Genomic DNA, 19627 nt, shown 5'->3' with positions numbered 1-19627 from the left:
ATCAGCCCCCTTGCGCGTTGCGCGCCATTGGCTCGCATGGTGCGGGTCAACAACATGGCATGCTGATGCGGCTTGGCGCAATTCTTGATCGCTGGAACGACCAATCCCTCGCCCGGCAGTTTCTGCTGACGGGAGGTCTGGTTGCCTTCGCGGCAATGCTTCTGGTCGGGGCCTTCGTGACGAGCCTGATCGAAGCCACCGTCACCCGCAATTCCGCCGCCTCGACCGCCCTTTATGTCGACAGCATCATCGCCCCGCTGCTTCCGGACATGAAGACCAACCAGACGCTCGACGACGTCACCACCCGCGCCCTCGACGAGACCTTCGGCCAGGGTGCCCTCGGCGGCAAGGTCATATCCTTCAGGCTCTGGCGCAGGGACGGCACGATCCTCTATGCAACGGACAAAAGCATGGTGGGACAGAAATTCGGTCCGAGCGAGGGTCTGCAAACCGCATTTTCCGGACAGATGGTGGCGCGCTTCGGACTTGCCGAAGACCCGGAAAGCAAGATCGAGCGGGCGACCGGCATGCCACTTCTCGAAATCTACAACCCCATCCTGCAGCCCTGGTCGGGAGAGGTGGTCGCGGTCTCGGAGTTCTACGAGGTTGCGGGCGATTTCGAGCGAAGCCTCTATCAGGCGCAGCTTCGAAGCTGGGCGGCGGTCGCCGGCGTCACGATCGCCTTCTTCCTGATTCTTTCGGCGATCGTTTTCCGCGGCAGCCGCACGATCGACCATCAGCGACAGGCGCTGAGGCAGCGGGTCGCCGAACTCTCCGACCTGCTTTCGCAGAACGAGGCCCTTCACGCCCGGGCCCAGCGGGCCTCGCGACGCGCCACCGCCCTCAACGAGAGTTATCTGCGCCGGCTCGGCGCCGACCTGCATGACGGGCCGGCCCAGCTTGTCGCCTATGCGGCACTGCGGGTGGACAGCCGGCTGCTGACCGATCCCGCAACGCCGCCGACCGCCCGCGAGGCGGAGGTCACCACGATCAAGGCCCGCCTCGACGAGGCGATGGACGAAATCCGCAGCATCTGCAGCGGCTTGGTTCTGCCGCAGATCGAAACTGCCGAGCTGCCGGAGGTGCTGCAGCGCGCCGTCAACGCCCACCGGCAGCGCACGGGCGTGGCCGTGGCGCTGTCGGTGTCGAGCCGATCGCGGCCACTTTCGCCCTCGGCCAAGATCTGCATCTATCGCTTCGCGCAGGAAGCGCTCAACAACGGCTTCCGGCATGGCGGCGGCATCGATCAGAGCGTCCGCCAGAGTTTCGACGATGGCAATGTCGTTGTCGAAGTTGTCGATCGGGGGCCGGGTTTCGACCCCCAGCACATACGCCCGGAGGGTCTCGGGCTTGCGGGGCTCAGGGAGCGGATCGAAAGCCTCGGCGGCACATTCGAGATCATCACATCGAAGGACGGAACCACGGTCAGAATGTCGCTGAACGTGCAGGAAATGGAGCAGGCCTGATGGTAGGAATAAAGATTGCGGTCGTCGACGATCATCCGTTGTTCCGCGAAGGCGTGACGCGCAGCTTCGGCGAGATCGAGGATTTCGAGATGGTCGGCGAAGGCGGTTCGCGCGACGACGCGTTGCACATCGTGCGGGAATTGTGCCCGGACGTGATGCTGATGGATATTTCCATGCCCGGAAACGGTCTCGAGGCCATCGCCGAAGCGCTCGATTATTGCCCGGACCTGAAGATCGTCATGCTGACCGTCTCGGAGGCAAGCGAAGACATCGCGACCGCGCTGAAGCTTGGCGCAAAAGGCTATGTTCTCAAGGGTGTCGGCTCGAGAGGCCTGGCAGACGTGGTCAGAACCGTGGCATCCGGAGAGAGCTATGTTTCGCCTGCCCTTTCGGCGCGACTGATCGCCGGCCTATCGGCCTCCAGCGAAGCGCCCGCTAAGCCGAACCTTCTGTCGGAGCTGACCGATCGCGAACAGGAGGTTCTGAGCCTCGTCGCATCCGGACTCAGCAACAAGCGGGTGGCGCGAGAACTCGACCTTCACGAAAAGACCGTCAAGCACCACATGACCCGCATCCTCTCGAAGCTGAAGGTGACCAACCGGACGGAGGCGGCGCTTGCCCTTCGCGATGCGACCGATCAACGGTCAGCGGCCGAACGACCGTAACCTTGAGGTATCCGAGGGCGTCGCAGCCCGGTTGACGATCGTGCGGGAATGCGAATCCCGCATCTCGTAACGGCCTTGAGATATCCGTTCTGTCGCGCCGTTGTGGTGGCGGACGGTGATCGAGGGTCCCCGAACATCGACCTCGACGGCGGCTTTCGCTGGGGCAGCCGGAGCCGGAGTCGCCGGGACCGAAGGCCGCGCGGGAGCAGCGGTTGCGCTGCGCGGCGTTGTGGTTGCGCCTGCCGGGGTCGATCCGGCCCCAGTACCGGTTCCCGGACCACCGGTCCCACCGGTGCCGGTATCGGTTCCGCCGCCGTTGCCATTTCCGTTACCGCCGCTATTGCCGTTGCTATTTCCACTATTGTCGGAATTGCCGCCGGCATTGTCACTGCCGTTTCCGTTGCCATTCCCGCCGGAACCGCCGTTGCCGTTTTCACCGCCGTTTCCACCATTGCTTCCGCCGCCACCATTGCCGTTGCCTTCCTGGGCCGCGACGCTCGACAGCGTGACGCGCAGCAAGCCGTCCGCACCGGTCACAACCTTCAAAGGCAGCACGGTTGCAAGAATGACGGTGAGCGCTCCGCTCAAGAAAAGCATTCTACGGATCGGCATCTCTTGGCTCCTGGGGTGGCCATCTCCTGCTTGGGACATTTTTGAAACTGTTATGCAAGTCTAAACCGGAGGCCTGGCGTATGGTTCCGTAGCCCGAATTCCCGGTCAAAGAGCCCGCCGACCGCGACAGGGACGGTCGGCGGGCAAGGTTCTGCGCTGAAAAGGACCGATGATCGCGCAGGAACCGGGTCTGATCCATCAGACGGCAGCGCTCCCAAGATGGCCATGCAGACAAAAAGCCGCGACGGGGATCGATCGCCATCTCGTCTGGAACGTGTCGTTGTCCATGACGGAACCCCTGAGCCTCCCAAGGATCAGCGGCACCCTATCAGCGCGGTTCGGCGATTTCATCCCCCCTTGGACCTTTACCCCGTCCCATCAGACCAAAGGCCCAAAACATGATCGGCCTGAAGTCCCGCCCTGCCCGACTGAAGCCCGAATCCCGGAACGCGCCCATGGCAACGGAAGTTCGAGGTGTGAGTGCGGCCCACCCACGGGTTCGCAGGTCAACCAGAAAATAGAGGAAACATCATGAAACCGTCAATGAAACACACGCTCGCGATAGCGCTCCTGGCCGGATCGACGCTTTCGGTGGTGCCAGCGATCGCTCAAAGTCAGGCTCAGGACAAGGGCGACGCCGCGGCTCCTATCCTGCCACGCAAAGGCACCCCAGGCTCGGACGGTTCGTCCGGCGCCAAACAGGCTCAACCGCAGCAGGATATGGGCGCCACGACACAACAGCCACAGGGTTCGACCGGCGGTAATGACAAAATGAACGCCCAGGCCCAGGGCAGCGACCAGCAGCGCCTTAAGCCGAAGGGCGATAGGGCGGCTCAGGAGAAATCGGGCGATACCACGAAGACGCAAGCCGGCGGTGCTCAGTCGCCCGCCACGGACAATACGGCGCAGCAGAAACCTGCTGACCAGAGCGGCAGTTCTACGACCGCCAATTCGGGCTCGGGCTCTGGAACGGATGCCACCAAGCCGGCAACCGACGACACTGCCCGCCAGAACAACGGCGCCCAGCAACCCGGTTCCGATCAGGCTGCCACCGATAAACCTTCGAACGAGACGACCGGCAGCATCAATATTTCGGCCGAACAGAGGACGGAGGTGCGCAATATCCTCGTCCAGAACAAGGTCGAGCCGGTCGATGTCGATATCAATGTCGATGTCGGCGTCGCCGTTCCGACGACCGTGGAACTGCATCCGCTGCCGCCGCGCATCGTCGAGATCGTACCGGCCTATCGCGGTTACGAATATTTCGTGCTGGCGGATGGCCGGATCATCATCGTCGACCCCTCGAGCCATGAGGTCGTCTACATCCTGGTCGGCTGAGCGCTGAACGCGGGAGAAAACCATGAGTGACCGGGAACCGACAGTGATCCATACGGGCGGCGGCGGTTGGGCCGTCGCCGCCATCCTGCTGATCGTGGTCATCGCAGGCGGGCTCTTCCTGTTCGAAAGCGATTACCTCGCAAACCGCGACATCGGCATCGACGTGACCCTGCCGAAGATCGAGCCGCCGGCGCCGGTCACGAGATAGCAGCCTCGATCGCATTCCAAGGCGCGGCGCGAACCGCTCGCCCGCGTCACAACACCTGGAAGGAGAACTATCAATGAAGACCAAGATCCTTATTCTTTCCGCCGCAATGCTCGGCGTCCTCGCACCTGTTGCCTCGGCCCAGCAAGGCACCGTCAATGGTGCAGCCGGCGGCGCTGTCACCGGTGCGATCATCGGAGGCCCGGTCGGGGCTGCCGTCGGCGGCGTCGCCGGCGCAGTTGCCGGGACCGCCATCGACCCGCCACCGGAACCCGTCGTGACCTATGTGGAACAGGCTCCTGCCCCGGCATCGCCCGTCGTCATCAAGGAGAAGATCGTCGTCGGCAAGCCCATCCCCGAGACCGTCGTGCTGACCCCGGTTCCGGACAGCCCGAAATACGCCTATGCGGTGGTGAACGAACAGCGGGTCATCGTCGATCCGCAGACCCGCACGGTCGTGCAGGTCGTCCGGTAAATGCCCCCATTGCCGAAACGAGATCGGGGAGAGACGGATCCGTCTCTCCCCGATCTGTATTCAAGGGTTAAAATGGTCCGAGAGACCGCGCCCTCACTGGGTCGTGTCGTCGTCGCCAATGCCGTCCACGTCGGAAAGGCGTACGAACTCGACGCCACGTCGTTTCAGGGCAACGAGCGCGCGGGCCACACCCTCGCCGGCCGCATGCGTGGGCTGGTTGATATGTGCGAGGACGACGTCACCGTCCTTGGCGGCGGCGATGCGTTTTTCGGTGACGTCGGCACCGAGCAGGGAGCCACCGTCGCCATTCAGCGAATACCCGGCGACCCGATAGCCCATATCGCGGATCTGGCGTATGGCCGAAGGATCGTATTTTGCCGTCGAGCCGCGGAACCAGCGTGGTGCGGAAAAACCAGCCGCCAGCATGGCATCAGCGCCGCCTGACACCTCCTGGCGAACCGCCTCTGGCGATCCGGCAGCGGCGATGCCGTAGATCAGGACCGGCACATCGACCGCCGGCACGTGGTTCTGGCCGTGGTTTTCCAGTTCGAAGAGGTCGAGATTCTGCAGAAAGATTGCGACCGATTGCGGGTTGTTTCTCAGCCAGCGGGCCGTGACGAAGATCGTCGCCGGAATTCTTTCCCGGACAAGCGTCGAAAGGATACGCTCGTCGGCTTGGCCCATGCAGGCATCGAAGGTCAGCGCCACACGGGGGCGAACGGCATTGCCCGAACGCGCGACATGCAGATGCGGCTCGACCAGTTTGGGAGCGTGTACAGCATTCTGGGCCGCAGGTTTCTGTGGCGCCGGCATGTTTTCAGCCGTTGCCACGACCGGGAGAAGGGCAAGAAAAGCACAAAGAAGAAAACGTCGCATGGGATACCGATAACGGGGGGTGCCTTCTCGCTTTATCGCCAAATGCTTAAGATCGCCATGTGACCGAATGGCCCGGATAAAGAAACGGATAAAGGCCGGACTATGCCGGCCTTTTTTCTTCTGACTGGAACCCTAGAAGCGTGCCGACGCCAGCCTGCTCTGCAGCGACTTGAGGTCTTCGGCCTTGCGGGAAGCCAAGCCCTTCTCCCAGGAGATCGCAGTCTCGACAATGAGATCGAGATCGTCGTGGCGCGGTTTCCAGTCAAGCAGCCGGCGCGCCAGCGTCGAATTGGCGACCACGCTTGCCGCGTCGCCCGGCCGGCGGGGTCCATAGCGGATTTCGAACTTGCGGCCGCCAACCCGCATCACGGCGTCCAGAACCTCCAGGACCGAGTAGCCGCGGCCATAACCGCAATTGGCGATCAGAGGCTCGCCGCCGCGACGCAGGTAGCTCAGGGCCTTCAGGTGCGCGTCCACGAGGTCGGTGACATGGATATAGTCGCGGATGCCGGTACCATCGGGTGTCGAATAATCGGTCCCGTAGACATCGACCCCACGGCGTTTGCCGAGCTCGGCCTCGCAGGCGATCTTGATCAGGTGCGTGGCACCTTCGGTCGACAATCCCGTGCGGCCGAGCGGATCGGCACCGGCGACGTTGAAATAACGCAGCGCCACGAAACGGAAATCATGCGCCGCGGCGGCGTCGCGCAGCATCATCTCCGACATCAGCTTCGACTGGCCGTAGGGGTTCTTCGGATGCAGGTCGGCGTTTTCGAAGACGGGGGTGTCGTCTTTCTGGTCTCCATAAACGGCAGCCGTCGAAGAGAAGACAAAATGGCGAATACCGGCGGCGACCGCGGCTGCGGCAAGCAGCCTGGTATTGCCGGTGTTGTTCTCGTAATAATCCAGCGGGTTGGCGACCGATTGCGGCACCACGATCGAGCCCGCGAAATGCAGGATCGCGGTGATGTCGTTTTCCGCAAAGACCTGCGAAAGAACGGCGCGGTCGCCGACGTCGCCGAGATAGAAGCGCGCCTCCGCCGGCACGGCCCAGCGAAAACCGGTCGAGAGCCGGTCGAGAACGACAACTTCCTCGCCCGCGTCGAGCAAAGCCCAGGCCATGTGGCTGCCGATGTAACCCGCGCCGCCTGTTACCAGAACTGCCATGTCTATACTTCCCTGCTTTCTTATCGTTGGCAGGACAAGAACACGGGCAGTCTTCAACAATGCTTACCCCGCGCTGGTAGCGCCGGGTATATCTGGGGTCAAGGCAAATGGGCTCTTGAGCAAATCGCTCGAATTTTAGCGTTTGCGTGCCGGATCGGATCAGAGACGCTTGATATAGTCCGAGAGGCGGCCGGCGGCCTCTTCGATCTGCTTCGGATCGCGCAGGAAACAGGCGCGCAGGAAAAGCTCGCCGCCCTTGCCGAAAGCCGAGCCGGGCGCCAGCGCCACGCCGATCTTGTCGACGATATCGAGCGCCGCACTGCGGCTGTCGGTGATGCCGTCCACCTTGACGAAAGCGTAAAGCGCGCCATCCGGCTTTAAGGTTTCGACCCGGTTGGTGGCAATCAGCGCGTCGCAGAGGATGTCGCGGGCCTTGGTCGCCCGGGCGATATTCGCGTTCACGAAGTCGTCGCCCTTGTCGAGCGCCACCACGGCGCCGCGCTGCAGGAACTGTGCCACGCCGGAATTCGAATACTGCACCAGGTTTTCGATCACCTGTCCCATTTCCGGCGGAGCGACGATCCAGCCGACCCGCCAGCCGGTCATCGACCAGTTCTTGGAGAAGGAATTGGCGAAGATGATCCGGTCGCCTTCCTCCATGATGTCGAGGAAGGACGGAGCCCTTGGCGCGCCGCCGTAATAATACCGGGCATAGATCTCGTCGGCGACGATCCAGATGCCGTGCTTGCGGGCAAGCGCCAGGATGTTCTTCAAGTCCTCCAGCGTCGCGGTCCAGCCGGTCGGGTTGGCCGGGGTGTTGATGAACAGGCCCTTGGTCTTCGGGGTGATCTTCGCCTCCAGCTTGGAAAGATCGAGCGACCAGCGGCCACCGACGAAATCGAGCGGCAGGCCGACGGAATGGGCGCCGGAGATTTCGATCGCCGAGATGATGTTCGGCCAGGTCGGCGACAGGTAGATCATCTCGTCGCCGGGAGAGGTCACCGCCTGCACCGCCAGCATGATCGCATGCATGCCGGAGCCGGTGACATAAAAATGCTCGACCGGCAGCGAGACCGAGAAATGCCGCGCGTAATAGTCCGACAGCGCCTGGCGCAGTTCGGGAATGCCGCGCTGCCAGGTGTAGAAGGTCTCGCCGCCGAGCAGAGCCTCGGTTGCGGCGCGGTTGATGAAATCCGGGCTCGGCAGATCGCCTTCACCAGCCCAGAGCGGGATCAATCCCTCCCGCCCGCGGGCGTAGTTGAGGACCTCGACAATGCCGCTTTCAGGCGCTGCGACGGCGCGGGGGCTGAGACTGGAGATGATCGACATGGGAATTCCCTTGAGGCTTGTTTCCCCACATCCTTAGCGCAGGAAAGCCGCGGAATCCCATGATAATCCGTGACGCGGAGATCGATTCCGCTGATGAATCCTTACCGCGTGATCAAAAGATCACTTCGACTTCAGGAGGTCGCGGATTTCGGTCAAAAGCTGGATATCGGCCGGCGGCGGAGCCGGCGCTTCGTCAGCCGACTTCTTTTCATCGGCCAGGCGCATCTTGTTCACGGCCTTCACCATCAGGAAGATGATGAACGCCAGGATCACGAAATTGATGAGAACGGTGATGAAATTGCCATAGGCAAAGACCGCACCCTGTTCGCGGGCAGCGGCGAGCGACGGCGCTGTGACCGCGCTCGACAGTGGCAGGAAATAATTCGAGAAATCGAAGCCGCCACCAGTGATCGCGCCAACGATCGGCATCACGATGTCATCGACCAGCGATTTTACGATGCCCGTGAAAGCGGCGCCGATGATGATACCGACCGCAAGGTCGACGACATTGCCCTTGGCAATAAAGGAACGGAATTCGCTGACCATTGACATCGCCAATATCCCCCATGGCTTTTCAGTTTCGGTAAAACGCAAGATAGCGCTTTCTGCGGATGTGAAAAGATGGCGTCAGGCGAAGGCCTAACTACGATCGTCTATTGGACTTTTTGCCGAGAGGCTCCCTGATTCCCAAGCGCATGCTTTTCCCCTAATGTTTGAGGCTCAAAGCCTTTTGCGGAGGAGCAATGCTTCCGGGCTGGATCATTTTCGTTTCGGCTTTCGCCTATGTGCTGCTGCTGTTTGCAGTGGCGAGTTACGGCGACCGGCGGAGCCGTGTCTTCGGCGTGCCGAAGAACGGCCGACCGATCGTCTATGCGCTGAGCCTTGCGATCTACTGCACTTCCTGGACCTATTTCGGCGGTGTCGGGCTCGCCTCGCAGAGGGGGCTGGAATTTACCGGCATCTATATCGGACCGATCCTCGCCTTTACGCTCGGTATGCCGATCATCCGGCGCATCGTCGAGCTTGCCAAGGCCGAGAAACTGACGTCGGTCGCCGATTTCATCGCCGCCCGCTACGGCAAGAATTCTACCGTCGCGATGATCGTCGCGATCATCGCGCTCGTCGGCGCCGTCCCCTATATCGCGCTGCAGCTGAAGGCGGTGTCGAGCTCGGTGGCCGCCATGGTCAACCCGTCGGATTACGGCATCGGCAGCGGCAATCTCTACTTCATCGACCTGGCGCTGATCGTCACGCTGATGATGGCCTGTTTCGCGGTCATCTTCGGTACCCGCCACACGGATGCGACGGAACACCAGGACGGGCTGATCCTTGCGGTGGCGATGGAATCGGTGGTCAAGCTGCTCGCCTTTGCGACGGTCGGTTTTTCGGTCTTCTTCATTCTCTTCGACGGGCCGGCCGACCTGCTCGCCAAGGCATCGGAAAACATGCTCGTCGGTTCGGCGCTCGCCTACGAGACGCCGATCAGCCGCTGGCTGATCCTGATCGCGCTGTCGGCGTTTGCGATCATCATGCTGCCGCGGCAGTTCCACGTGACCGTGGTCGAGAACCGCACCACCAACGAGCGCAAGGTGGCCGGCGTGCTTCTGCCGCTCTACCTCATCGCCATCAATATCTTCGTGCTGCCGGTCGCGATGGCCGGACTGATCACTTTCGGCGGCACCGGCGACGCCGACCTCTACGTGCTGACGCTGCCGCTTGCCGGGGAACTGAAGGTCGTTTCGCTGATCGCCTTCATCGGCGGCTTTTCCGCCGCCACCGCCATGGTGATCGTCGAATCCGTGGCGCTTTCGATCATGGTGTCGAACGACATCATCATCCCGATCTTCCTGAGGCAACGGCTGATGGCCGCCCGCTCCGGCCAGCGCACCGACTTTACGCGCACGCTGCTGCACATCCGCCGCGTCGCGATCTTCGGCGTTCTCATCCTCGGTTATGCCTATTACCGCATGGCCGACAGCCAGTCGGGCCTTGCCTCCATCGGCCTGCTCGCCTTCGCGGCGATCGCCCAGGTGGCTCCTGCCCTCCTCGGCGGCCTCGTCTGGCGCCGTGCCAATGCCCGCGGCGCGATCCTCGGCATGTCCTTCGGCTTCCTCGCCTGGGCCTATCTGCTGTTCGTGCCGAGCCTCGGCGGCCCGGACAATTCCCATGTGGCGACGGCTGTCCTCAATTTCCTGTTCCCCGGCACCGGCATATTCTCCGGGCCGCAGACGGACCCGCTGGTCAGCGCGACGATCTTCAGCCTGACGCTCAACATACTCGCCTTCGTGCTCGGCTCGTTGTCGCGCAATCCGCGGCCGGTCGAGCGCATCCAGGCCGGCATCTTCGTCAAAAGGCATCTGCGCTCGCAATTTGCAACGCGCGGCTGGAAGACCCGCGTCAGCGTCGGCGACCTGAAGACGGCGATCGCCCGGTATCTCGGCGAAGAACGCATGCGGCGCTCCTTCTCCAATTACGAACAAAGCGCGGGCCGCAAGTTCGGCGACGACCAGCCCGCCGACATGGCGATGATCCATTTTTCCGAACAGCTGCTCGGCAGCGCGATCGGTTCGTCCTCCGCCCGGCTGGTGCTGTCGCTGATCCTGCAGAAGGCCGAGGACACCAATTCCGACACCGCCTGGCTGCTCGACCAGGCAAGCGAGGCGCTGCAATATAACCAGGACATGCTGCAGACGGCGCTGTCGCAGATGGACCAGGGCATTGCCGTCTTCGACAGTTCCGAGCGCCTGACCATCTGGAACCGGCGCTTCCGCAATCTCTTGGATCTGCCGGAACAGGTCGGCCAGGTCGGCTTTCCGCTGGCCGACATGGTCGCCATCCTCTCGGAACGCGGCGATCTGGCTGCGTCGGATCAGGTCGAAGTCATCCGCCAATTCCAGACGCTCGACGCGCCATTCTCGCTCGTCCTCAACGGTGGCGAGCGGATCGTCGAGGTTCGCTCCAATGCCATGCCCGACAAGGGCATCGTCGCGACCTTCACCGACATTTCCGAGCGGGTCGCGGCCGACCAGGCGCTGAAGCAGGCAAACGAGACGCTGGAACAGCGGGTCGGTGAACGCACCGCCGAGCTCACCCGCGTCAACAAGGAGCTTGCCGAGGCCCAGGCATCCGCCGACGAGGCCAATATCGGCAAGACCCGGTTCTTCGCGGCCGCCGGCCACGACATCCTGCAGCCGCTCAATGCCGCCCGGCTTTATTCTTCGGCACTGGTGGAACGGCTCGGCACCTCCGACAACAACGGTTCGCTGGTCCGCAATATCGATTCCGCGCTGGAATCGGTCGAAGCAATCCTCGGCGCCGTCCTCGACATATCAAGGCTCGATACCGGGGCCATGAAGCCGCGTTTCACCTCGGTGCCGCTCGACGACCTTCTGAAACGCATCGAGACCGACTATGCGCCGATGGCCCGAGAGAAGGACCTGGAATTCGTCGTCATGCCGACATCGCTGAAGGTCCGCTCCGACGCCAACCTGCTGCGCCGGCTGGTGCAGAACCTCGTCTCCAACGCGATCAAATACACGATCGACGGCAAGGTGCTGATCGGTGCCCGCCGGCGGGGCGACCAGGTGGTCATCGAAGTGCTCGATTCCGGCATCGGAATCCCGCCCTCCAAGTTTCGCACCGTGTTCAAGGAATTCGCCCGGCTGGACGAGGGGGCGAAGACAGCGGCCGGCCTCGGTCTCGGCCTGTCGATCGTCGACCGCATTTCGCGGGTGCTCAACCATCCGGTCCAGCTCGCCTCCACGCCCGGTCGAGGCACCGCCTTCCGGGTGCAGGTGCCGATGGACCTGACTGCATCGCAGACAATCCATGCCGCCGACCAGTCGGACCGCCGCAAGCGCTCGCAGCCGCTGAACGGGCTGCGGGTGCTGTGCATCGACAACGAGCCGCGGATCCTCGAGGGCATGGCGCTGCTGATCACCGGCTGGGGCTGCAAAGTCGGCCAGGCGGATTCGCTGGCCGCGCTCGACGACATCATTGAGCGCCGCGAACCGCCGCCGGAAATCATCATCGCCGACTATCATCTTGACGACGGCAACGGCATCGAGGCCGTTCTCAAGCTCCGCCAAAAATACCAGGCGGACATCCCAGCGCTGATCATCACCGCCGACCGCACGCCCGAAGTGCGCGCCGAAGCGGAGCGTCACGACATCGGCGTTCAGCACAAGCCGGTGAAGCCTGCGGCCATGCGGGCCTACCTCACGCAGGTTGCAGGGCTGAAGCGCGTCGCGGCGGAATAGTGTGAACCTCACCCAACCCAGCGTTCATCCCAGAGTCATCACGGACTGTTTACAGTAGATCAGGTCTAAACGCCCAGATTGGGCTGGAACTGTCCGGCTTTTTGCCGCGTTTAGCCGCGTACATCCTGGCCCGCAGAGGCCTTACGGACCGAAAGGCGAAAGCCCATCGGAACCGGCAAAAGACGGAGACCGCGACCGATGAAACGCTTTGATATTATTGATGGTATGCGAGGATATTTCCTCGTTTTCATGGTGCTGAACCATCTGATCTTTGCCGGTGGCTATCTTCTGGTGAAGATCAACCACAATCAGCTCGCCTTCGTTGAAGACGCCCAGGGCTTCGTTTTCCTGTCCGGCCTGCTGATCGGCATGGTCTATGCCAAGAAGATGCTGAAGAACGGTTATGCGGCCGGACGGACGGCCATCTACAACCGGGCGTTCGAGCTTTATCGTTATGCGATGGGCGTCGTGCTGGTTGTGCTGGTCGCGCAGATGCTTCTGCCCGGCGCCTATTCGATCTGGTTCAATTGGCTGGGTTACACGACCTTCGATGACCCGCTGCGTCTCGCAGCGATCGCGACCTTCCTGTACCAGCCGACCTTCATGGACATCCTGCCCCAGTATATCGTCTATATGCTGTTCGCGCCGATGCTGGTGAAGCTCGTGCTGGAGGACAAGTGGCATTACGTGGTGGCCGGTTCGGTGATCCTGTGGATGGCGGCCCAGCTCGGCCTGCAGCAGATCGCCACGACACCGCTCAACGATATGGTCATGGGTGCGGACGACCAGGGCATCCGCGTGTCGTTCAATCTGCTCGGCTGGCAGGTCGTGTTCTATTCGGGCCTCGTGCTCGGCGCGCTGACCTCGTCCGGCAAGATCAAGTGGAGCAACATCCTGTCGCCGGACAATACCTTCATCCCGAAGCTGGCGCTGCTGATGGTTCTCTTCTTCCTGCCGCTGCGCCTGATCACCGCGCATGAACTGATGCCGCCGCACATGATCGGCAAGTTCGCCTCGATGGAGATCCGCGCCGATTTCGGCCCGGTCTATCTCCTGAACTTCGCAGCCGTCGCCATGCTCGTCACCTGGCTAATTGTGGCCGGTCCGAAACACAAGGACGAGTGGGTGCGCCGCATCGCCGGTGCCATCACCTGGGTGTTCTCGATCAAGTACCTGCAGCTTCTCGGCCGCCACTCGCTCTACGTCTATGTGTGGCACGTCGCGATCGTCTATTTCGTCTACTATTTCGACGGACGGACGCCAGAGCTCGACGAGTTCACCAAGACGGCGATTGCGCTGGTCTCGATCGCGCTGCTGTCGCTGCCGGCCCTGTGGCGCGAACGCGACAAGCTGTTCGGCACGGCGGAACCGGCGCCGGTCAAGGTGCAGCAGCCGGCAAAGCCCGGCGCACCGCAGCAGATGGTCATTCGGTAAACTAGGCCGTGGCCTCGTTATGGCGGAGAGTATGAAAAGGAAAGCTCAGTCCCACACAAAACCCAAATTAAACCGTCAGGTTAGGGACGAACGACCACTTCTCGGCCATGAACTCAAGCGTTTCGTCGCGAAAATAATAGAGAAAATGTCGAGAGTTAGCTGCATCGGCCCGGATTGTCTCCCAAGGTACGGCATCGCGGATCGAGTCGGGGCCAACTAACTCATAGAATTTGCCCCAGCGCGGAGCGATGCCACTGTAGCGACCATGGCCATCCGCCTTATACCATTCATGATCGTTGGTGCTATCCCAGCGCCACCGGGTGCAACCAATGAAGCTTAGCGTGCCCCATGTCTCATCGCGCTTCGGATCGGCCTTCGAAAATGGGTTCAAACTCCCGAAAATACCCGATCGCTTTTTGTCTTGCACAAGCCTGTAGGAGCGAAAACAGACGTTAACCGAGGAGTCCGTAACCGACACCTGAGGTTCTGGCGCATTTGGCTCGTCCACCCATCCTTGACCGAGCTGTTGTTCTACAAACTTGAGCATTCACCACGAATAGTCGAATTGCATGACGATTTCTACCTAACGCAATCATCAAGCTCTTATGGGCTCACGGCCTAACTTTCGGGGCAGCGGCTCAGGTCACTGCCCCGACCTGCCACGGCACGAATTCGTTGTCGCCGTAGTCGTAGATTTCGCTGAGCGTCTTTTTGCCCGAGGCTACCGCAATGACGTCCTCGAAAATCCGCAGTCCCGCCTGTTCGATCGTCTCCTCGCCGGTGACAATGCCGCCGCAGTTCAAGTCCATGTCTTCCTTCATGTGCTCGTACATTTCGGAATTGGTGGCGATCTTGATGCAGGGCGACGGCTTGAAGCCCGAAACCGAGCCGCGGCCGGTGGTGAAACAGATCACGTTGCAGCCGCCCGCGACCTGCCCGGTCACCGCGACCGGATCGTAGCCGGGCGTATCCATGAACACGAAACCCGGTTCCGTCACCGTCTCGGCGAACTCGTAGACTGCCTTCAACGGCATCGAACCGCCCTTGGCGACCGCGCCCAGCGACTTTTCCAGAATAGTGGTCAGGCCGCCGAGCTTGTTGCCGTGTGAAGGGTTGTTGTTCAGCTCGTCGCCGTTGCGGGCGGTATAGTCCCGCCACCAGTCGATCCGCTGCAGAAGTTTTTGGGCCACGTCCGGGGTGACCGCGCGGCGGGTGAGCAGATGTTCGGCGCCGTAGATCTCCGGCGTTTCCGACAGCACCGTCGTGCCGCCGTTGCGGACGATCAGGTCCGAGGCATAACCGAGGGCGGGATTGGCGGAAATCCCGGAATAACCGTCTGAGCCGCCACATTCGAGCGCCAGTTTCAGTTTCGACAGAGGCTGCGGCGTGCGCGTCGCGGAATTCACGCCGGGCAGCATTTCCTTGATGATCGCAATTGCCGCATCGATGGTCTTGCGGGTGCCGCCATGCTGCTGGATGTTCATCGTCCGCAGCCGCTCGCCCTCTTCCATGCGGTAATGTTCGAGGATCGGCGCAATCTGGTTGGTTTCGCAGCCGAGGCCGATCATCAGGATGCCGCCGAAATTCGGATGCCGTGCATATCCCTGGATGGTGCGGATCAGCAGCCGGTAACCTTCCGACTTGTTGTTGAGCGCGCAGCCGCCGCCATGGGTGAGCGCCACGACGCCGTCGATATTGTCGAAACCGTCCAACCCGCCGAGGCGGTTGAAATAGTCGGCGATGTAGCGGGACACCGTGGCGGAACAGTTCACCGACGAGATAACGCCGATATAGTTGCGGGTGCCGGCGCCGCCGAGGCCCCGATCGTAACCCATGAAGGTGCGCCGCTCGGCTTCCGGCAGCATGCCCTTTTCCTCGATATCGACACTGAACTGATGCTCGTGCTCCGAGGGCAGCATGGCGAGGTTATGCAGATGCACATGGCTGCCCGGCGCGATGTCCTCGGTCGCAATACCGATCACCTGGCCGTATTTCTTCACCTCGCCACCGGTGGGAATCGCCCTGATCGCCACCTTGTGGCCGCGGCCGATCAGCTCGCGGGCCATGAGATCGCCGTAACCGGTCGGGCCGCCGGCCCGCATCGGTTGCCTTGCGACGCCGACGTCGTCGATCGGGTTCAAGATGATGATGGGTGAAGCCGCAAAGTCCATTTTTTTGTTTCCTCCCGAAACCGCCACAGGAATATCACCGTGTCTCGTGATTCATCCAGCGCTGTTTCGATTCCTCCAGATGGGCATGCATCATCGCCTGGGCGAGAAGCGGATTGCGTGTTTCCAGCGCCGCGTAGATCGCCTCGTGTTCGGCCAGGGCAGCGCCCCATGTCTGCGGGGTCTCGAACCGCACCCGGATCTGCGCCGACATCGGGCTGTGGCGCTCGTCGAACAGGTCGCCGACGATATGCGCCAGCACCGAATTTCCCGACTGGCTGGCGATGGTCAGGTGGAAAAGCCGGTCGAGGTCGAGCGCCTTGCGCCCTTCGGCGATTTCCGTGCGCATCTGGTCGAGCGTCTGGCGCAGCGACCGCAACGTCTCCGGCGTGACTTTTGCCGCTGCGAGCAGGATGACCGCGCCTTCGACGGCGGCCCTTGCCTGCATCAGTTCGAGCGGGCTTTCGCCCATGGAGCCGCTTTGCCATGGCCGGCGGTCCGGCTCGGCCGTCACGTAAATGCCCGACCCCATTCGGATTTCGACGCTTCCGTCGATCTCGAGCGCGATCAGCGCTTCGCGCAAGGACGGGCGCGAGACGCCAAGCTGTTGGGCCAGCTCCCGCTCGGCCGGCAGGCGTGCGCCGGCCGGAAACTGGCCGCCCTGGATCAGCACCCGGATCTGGTCGGCGATCTGCTGATACAGCCGCCGCGGTTCTGCCGTCTTAATGGGTCCGTTCATGAATTTCATCGTCCTAACAATGTGGCCTTACCATATCAGCAGGCGTGAGGAGAGCAACAAACAAATTTCAGTCGTTGATTTTAAAGGCTTTAATCGTTCTCATTCCTTTTTCCTTTTGCCGTCACGGGTCGGCACCTGGGTTCTGAAAAAATTGGCTTGACCACTTCCGCCCTCAGGTTTACCCATTATCAACGCCGGAGGGAGGAGCCGCCGGTGAATGGGCCTGACCGGCCCGGGGAGGCAAATGTGGAAAACAGTCCGGCCGAGCTTGGGCAGACTATGCATGGCGCCGCCACGCTGCCGGGCCGTGCCGCATCGGCTTCCACGACCCAACCGCTGCTGCGCCTCGACAATATCAGCAAGGACTTCCCGGGCGTCAAAGCGCTTGCCAACGTCCATTTCGACCTCCGCCGCGGTGAAGTTCATGCGGTCTGCGGCGAAAACGGCGCAGGCAAATCGACGCTGATGAAGATCGTCAGCGGCGTCTACCAGCCGAGCGCCGGCACGATCACCTACAAGGGCGAGGAACGGCATTTCTCCTCGACGCGGGAATCGGAAGCCGCCGGCATCGCCATCATCCACCAGGAACTCAACCTCGTGCCACACCTGACGGTGGCGGAAAACATCTATCTCGCCCGCGAGCCGCGCCGTGGTTTCCTCGCAGGAAGCTTCCTCGTCGACCGCAAGAAGCTGCGCGCCGACGCCAAGCGCTGCCTCGACCGGCTCGGGGTCGACATCAATCCGGACCGTCCGGTGCGGGGCCTGTCCGTCGCCCAGTGCCAGATGGTCGAAATCGCCAAGGCGCTGTCTCTTGACGCCGAAGTGCTGATCATGGACGAACCGACGTCGTCGCTGACCGAGCAGGAGACGCGGCTGCTGTTCAAGGTCATCCGCGACCTGAAAGCGTCGGGCGTCGGCATCGTCTATATCTCGCACAGGCTCGACGAAATGTCCGAGATCGTCGACCGGGTCACGGTGCTACGCGACGGCCGCTACATCGCCACCGACGATTTTGCCGCCACCAGCATCGACGCGATCGTCTCGAAAATGGTCGGCCGGTCGCTGGAGGAAAAGTTTCCGGAACGGACCTCGGTTCCGAGCGACGAGGTCATCTTTTCGGCGCAAGGCCTTTCCCGCGCCGGCGTCTTCCGTGATATTTCCTTCACGCTGCGCCGCGGCGAGATCCTCGGCTTTGCCGGCCTGATGGGCGCCGGACGCACGGAAGTGGCGCGCGCTATCTTCGGCGCCGATCCGCTCGACACCGGCACGGTCACCCTGCATGGCCATACGCTGACCATCACCTCGCCGCACGACGCGATCGCCGCCGGCATCGCCTATCTGTCCGAGGACCGCAAGGCGCAGGGGCTGGCGATCAAGATGACGGTCGATGCCAACATGACGCTCGCCAACATGGAGGCGGTCTCGAACCGCTTCGGCCTGATCGACTTTGCCAAGCATGCGCGGGCGACGAAGGAATACATCGATCTCCTGAACATCCGCACGCCCTCGATCAAGCAGCCGGTGCGGCTGCTTTCGGGCGGCAACCAGCAGAAGATCATCATCGGTAAGTGGCTGTTCCGGAAGTCGAAGCTGCTGTTCTTTGACGAACCGACCCGCGGCATCGACGTGGGCGCCAAGTTGGCGATCTACCGGATCATGGACGAGCTTGCGGCAAACGGCATCGGCGTCGTGCTGATCAGTTCCGAGCTTCCGGAAATTCTCGGCATGACCGACCGCGTCGCGGTCTTCCACCAGGGCCGCATCACCGGCGTGCTGGAGACTGCGAAAACCGATCAGGAAGAGATCATGCGATACGCCTCCGGCTACGCTCGGTCGGCAGGATGAGGGCATAACATGGCTGAAATTACCGAAATTTCGAAACAGAAGAGCGGCACGTTCAGCGACCGCCAGAAGGATATCATCCAGAAATTCGCCGCGCTCGGCAGCCTGTTCGTGCTGATCGGGGTGTTTTCGGCGACCAGCAGCGCCTTCTTCACCATCGACAACGGCATGACGGTGGCGCTGCAGGTGACTTCGATCGCCTTTCTCGGCATCGGCGCCACCTGCGTCATCATCACCGGCGGCATCGACCTGTCGGTCGGCTCGGTCCTGGCGCTTTCCGGGGTGGTCGCGGCGCTGGTGGTCAAGGATTTCGGAACGCCCGTCTGGCTCGGCATGATCTGCGGCATTCTCACCGGCTCGGCCTGCGGTTACATCAACGGCATTCTCGTCACCAAGATGAAGCTGCCGCCGTTCATAGCGACACTCGGCATGATGCTGATCGCCCGCGGCGTGGCTCTGCAGATCACCGGCGCGCGGGCCGTCTCGGGGCTCGGCGAATCCTTCGGCGAGCTCGGCAACGGCTCGCTCTTCCGGGTCGTCACCATCGGCGACGACGGCTTCCCGACCATCGTTTTTCCCGGCATCCCCTACCCGGTCATCCTGATGATCGCGATCGCGATCGCCGTCTCCTACATGCTCAATCGCTCCGTGCTCGGCCGGCATATCTATGCGGTCGGCTCGAATGCCGACGCGGCGCGGCTTTCGGGCGTCAACGTCGCTCGCATCGTCAGCTTCACCTACGTTCTCTCCGGCACGCTCGCCGGCCTGACCGGCTGCGTGCTGATGTCGCGCCTCGTCACCGCCCAGCCGAACGAGGGCGTGATGTACGAGCTGGATGCGATCGCCAGCGCCGTCATCGGCGGCACCTCGCTGATCGGCGGCGTCGGCACCATTTCCGGAACCGCGATCGGCGCCTTCGTGATCGGCATCCTTCGCAACGGCCTCAACATGAACGGCGTCTCCGCCTTCACGCAGCAGATCATCATCGGCCTCGTCATTCTGGTCACCGTATGGATCGACCAGCTGCGCAACCGCCGCTGAGATAAGGGCAC

17 protein-coding genes are annotated in these 19627 nt (G+C 62.2%); 9 read left to right on the top strand and 8 right to left on the bottom strand.

The window, feature by feature from the left end; all coding sequences use genetic code 11:
* Window positions 1-59 precede the first annotated feature (59 nt).
* Window positions 60-1466: a sensor histidine kinase gene (locus tag ACSQ3G_RS23130; protein WP_436111833.1), complete on the top strand. Its 1407-nt coding sequence runs from the start codon at window positions 60-62 to the stop codon at window positions 1464-1466.
* Window positions 1463-2131, top strand: coding sequence for a response regulator (locus ACSQ3G_RS23125; protein ID WP_436113173.1), 669 nt, complete (start codon window positions 1463-1465; stop codon window positions 2129-2131). Before ACSQ3G_RS23130 ends, ACSQ3G_RS23125 begins: the two co-directional genes overlap by 4 nt.
* Here ACSQ3G_RS23125 and ACSQ3G_RS23120 read toward each other — a convergent pair.
* Complete coding sequence (locus ACSQ3G_RS23120; RefSeq protein WP_436111832.1) at window positions 2111-2743, bottom strand: hypothetical protein; 633 nt, start codon at window positions 2741-2743, stop codon at window positions 2111-2113. The two genes, ACSQ3G_RS23125 and ACSQ3G_RS23120, sit on opposite strands and share 21 nt — an antisense overlap.
* Before the next feature lie 531 nt (window positions 2744-3274).
* Between ACSQ3G_RS23120 and ACSQ3G_RS23115 the strand changes: the two genes are divergently transcribed.
* The 3 genes from ACSQ3G_RS23115 to ACSQ3G_RS23105 all read left to right on the top strand — a co-directional run bounded on the left by ACSQ3G_RS23115 (window position 3275) and on the right by ACSQ3G_RS23105 (window position 4761).
* Window positions 3275-4081 carry a DUF1236 domain-containing protein gene (locus tag ACSQ3G_RS23115; RefSeq protein ID WP_436111831.1) on the top strand — a complete coding sequence of 269 codons (807 nt, stop codon included), beginning with the start codon at window positions 3275-3277 and terminating at the stop codon, window positions 4079-4081.
* Window positions 4082-4103: 22 nt separating this feature from the next.
* Window positions 4104-4289, top strand: a complete 186-nt coding sequence (locus ACSQ3G_RS23110) for a hypothetical protein (protein WP_436111830.1) — start codon at window positions 4104-4106, stop codon at window positions 4287-4289.
* A 73-nt stretch (window positions 4290-4362) separates the two neighbouring features.
* Complete coding sequence (locus ACSQ3G_RS23105; RefSeq protein WP_436111829.1) at window positions 4363-4761, top strand: DUF1236 domain-containing protein; 399 nt, start codon at window positions 4363-4365, stop codon at window positions 4759-4761.
* 93 nt (window positions 4762-4854) lie between these two features.
* Here the strand turns inward: ACSQ3G_RS23105 and ACSQ3G_RS23100 are convergent, their stop codons facing one another.
* The 4 genes from ACSQ3G_RS23100 to mscL all read right to left on the bottom strand — a co-directional run bounded on the left by ACSQ3G_RS23100 (window position 4855) and on the right by mscL (window position 8679).
* Window positions 4855-5637: a polysaccharide deacetylase family protein gene (locus tag ACSQ3G_RS23100; protein ID WP_436111828.1), complete on the bottom strand. Its 783-nt coding sequence runs from the start codon at window positions 5635-5637 to the stop codon at window positions 4855-4857.
* Between the two features lie 132 nt (window positions 5638-5769).
* Window positions 5770-6804, bottom strand: coding sequence for a UDP-glucose 4-epimerase GalE (gene galE / locus ACSQ3G_RS23095; RefSeq protein ID WP_436111827.1), 1035 nt, complete (start codon window positions 6802-6804; stop codon window positions 5770-5772).
* Window positions 6805-6963: 159 nt separating this feature from the next.
* Window positions 6964-8133 carry a pyridoxal phosphate-dependent aminotransferase gene (locus ACSQ3G_RS23090; RefSeq protein ID WP_436111826.1) on the bottom strand — a complete coding sequence of 390 codons (1170 nt, stop codon included), beginning with the start codon at window positions 8131-8133 and terminating at the stop codon, window positions 6964-6966.
* 120 nt (window positions 8134-8253) lie between these two features.
* Window positions 8254-8679, bottom strand: a complete 426-nt coding sequence (gene mscL / locus ACSQ3G_RS23085; protein ID WP_105441057.1) for a large conductance mechanosensitive channel protein MscL — start codon at window positions 8677-8679, stop codon at window positions 8254-8256.
* 197 nt (window positions 8680-8876) lie between these two features.
* Here mscL and ACSQ3G_RS23080 point away from each other — a divergent pair, with 197 nt between their 5' ends.
* Together ACSQ3G_RS23080 and ACSQ3G_RS23075 are read left to right on the top strand one after the other, a co-directional pair.
* A complete protein-coding gene (locus ACSQ3G_RS23080) occupies window positions 8877-12392 on the top strand; it encodes a hybrid sensor histidine kinase/response regulator (protein ID WP_436111825.1) in 3516 nt (1171 codons plus the stop codon).
* A 198-nt stretch (window positions 12393-12590) separates the two neighbouring features.
* Window positions 12591-13826 (top strand): OpgC family protein, encoded by a 1236-nt coding sequence (locus tag ACSQ3G_RS23075; RefSeq protein WP_436111824.1) that lies wholly within the window; start codon window positions 12591-12593, stop codon window positions 13824-13826.
* A 67-nt stretch (window positions 13827-13893) separates the two neighbouring features.
* On the opposite strand, the gene ACSQ3G_RS23070 is transcribed toward ACSQ3G_RS23075, so the two are convergent.
* The 3 genes from ACSQ3G_RS23070 to ACSQ3G_RS23060 form a co-directional block, all read right to left on the bottom strand.
* Window positions 13894-14373: a hypothetical protein gene (locus ACSQ3G_RS23070; protein WP_436111823.1), complete on the bottom strand. Its 480-nt coding sequence runs from the start codon at window positions 14371-14373 to the stop codon at window positions 13894-13896.
* Window positions 14374-14464: 91 nt separating this feature from the next.
* Window positions 14465-15997, bottom strand: a complete 1533-nt coding sequence (locus tag ACSQ3G_RS23065; protein ID WP_436111822.1) for a UxaA family hydrolase — start codon at window positions 15995-15997, stop codon at window positions 14465-14467.
* Window positions 15998-16031: 34 nt separating this feature from the next.
* Entirely contained in the window at window positions 16032-16733 is a 702-nt protein-coding gene (locus ACSQ3G_RS23060; RefSeq protein ID WP_436111821.1) for a FadR/GntR family transcriptional regulator, read from the bottom strand.
* A gap of 279 nt (window positions 16734-17012) precedes the next feature.
* Here ACSQ3G_RS23060 and ACSQ3G_RS23055 point away from each other — a divergent pair, with 279 nt between their 5' ends.
* Window positions 17013-18578: a sugar ABC transporter ATP-binding protein gene (locus ACSQ3G_RS23055; RefSeq protein WP_436113172.1), complete on the top strand. Its 1566-nt coding sequence runs from the start codon at window positions 17013-17015 to the stop codon at window positions 18576-18578.
* 9 nt (window positions 18579-18587) lie between these two features.
* Window positions 18588-19616 carry an ABC transporter permease gene (locus ACSQ3G_RS23050; RefSeq protein WP_436111820.1) on the top strand — a complete coding sequence of 343 codons (1029 nt, stop codon included), beginning with the start codon at window positions 18588-18590 and terminating at the stop codon, window positions 19614-19616.
* Window positions 19617-19627: the final 11 nt, after the last annotated feature.

The sequence above is a fragment of the Neorhizobium tomejilense genome (assembly GCF_964254135.1).
GTDB classification, from domain to species: Bacteria; Pseudomonadota; Alphaproteobacteria; order Rhizobiales; family Rhizobiaceae; genus Neorhizobium; species Neorhizobium tomejilense.
The sequence above is the reverse complement of the archived record's forward strand: the minus strand, read 5'-3'. Positions and strand labels throughout refer to the sequence as shown.

Coding starts and splice junctions, on each gene's coding strand:
- ACSQ3G_RS23130 (WP_436111833.1), top strand. CDS start 60: ATGCTGATGCGGCTTGGCGCAATTCTTGATCGCTGGAACGACCAATCC.
- ACSQ3G_RS23120 (WP_436111832.1), bottom strand. CDS start 2,743: ATGCCGATCCGTAGAATGCTTTTCTTGAGCGGAGCGCTCACCGTCATT.
- ACSQ3G_RS23115 (WP_436111831.1), top strand. CDS start 3,275: ATGAAACCGTCAATGAAACACACGCTCGCGATAGCGCTCCTGGCCGGA.
- ACSQ3G_RS23110 (WP_436111830.1), top strand. CDS start 4,104: ATGAGTGACCGGGAACCGACAGTGATCCATACGGGCGGCGGCGGTTGG.
- ACSQ3G_RS23105 (WP_436111829.1), top strand. CDS start 4,363: ATGAAGACCAAGATCCTTATTCTTTCCGCCGCAATGCTCGGCGTCCTC.
- ACSQ3G_RS23100 (WP_436111828.1), bottom strand. CDS start 5,637: ATGCGACGTTTTCTTCTTTGTGCTTTTCTTGCCCTTCTCCCGGTCGTG.
- galE (WP_436111827.1), bottom strand. CDS start 6,804: ATGGCAGTTCTGGTAACAGGCGGCGCGGGTTACATCGGCAGCCACATG.
- ACSQ3G_RS23090 (WP_436111826.1), bottom strand. CDS start 8,133: ATGTCGATCATCTCCAGTCTCAGCCCCCGCGCCGTCGCAGCGCCTGAA.
- mscL (WP_105441057.1), bottom strand. CDS start 8,679: ATGGTCAGCGAATTCCGTTCCTTTATTGCCAAGGGCAATGTCGTCGAC.
- ACSQ3G_RS23080 (WP_436111825.1), top strand. CDS start 8,877: ATGCTTCCGGGCTGGATCATTTTCGTTTCGGCTTTCGCCTATGTGCTG.
- ACSQ3G_RS23075 (WP_436111824.1), top strand. CDS start 12,591: ATGAAACGCTTTGATATTATTGATGGTATGCGAGGATATTTCCTCGTT.
- ACSQ3G_RS23070 (WP_436111823.1), bottom strand. CDS start 14,373: ATGCTCAAGTTTGTAGAACAACAGCTCGGTCAAGGATGGGTGGACGAG.
- ACSQ3G_RS23065 (WP_436111822.1), bottom strand. CDS start 15,997: ATGGACTTTGCGGCTTCACCCATCATCATCTTGAACCCGATCGACGAC.
- ACSQ3G_RS23060 (WP_436111821.1), bottom strand. CDS start 16,733: ATGAACGGACCCATTAAGACGGCAGAACCGCGGCGGCTGTATCAGCAG.
- ACSQ3G_RS23055 (WP_436113172.1), top strand. CDS start 17,013: ATGCATGGCGCCGCCACGCTGCCGGGCCGTGCCGCATCGGCTTCCACG.
- ACSQ3G_RS23050 (WP_436111820.1), top strand. CDS start 18,588: ATGGCTGAAATTACCGAAATTTCGAAACAGAAGAGCGGCACGTTCAGC.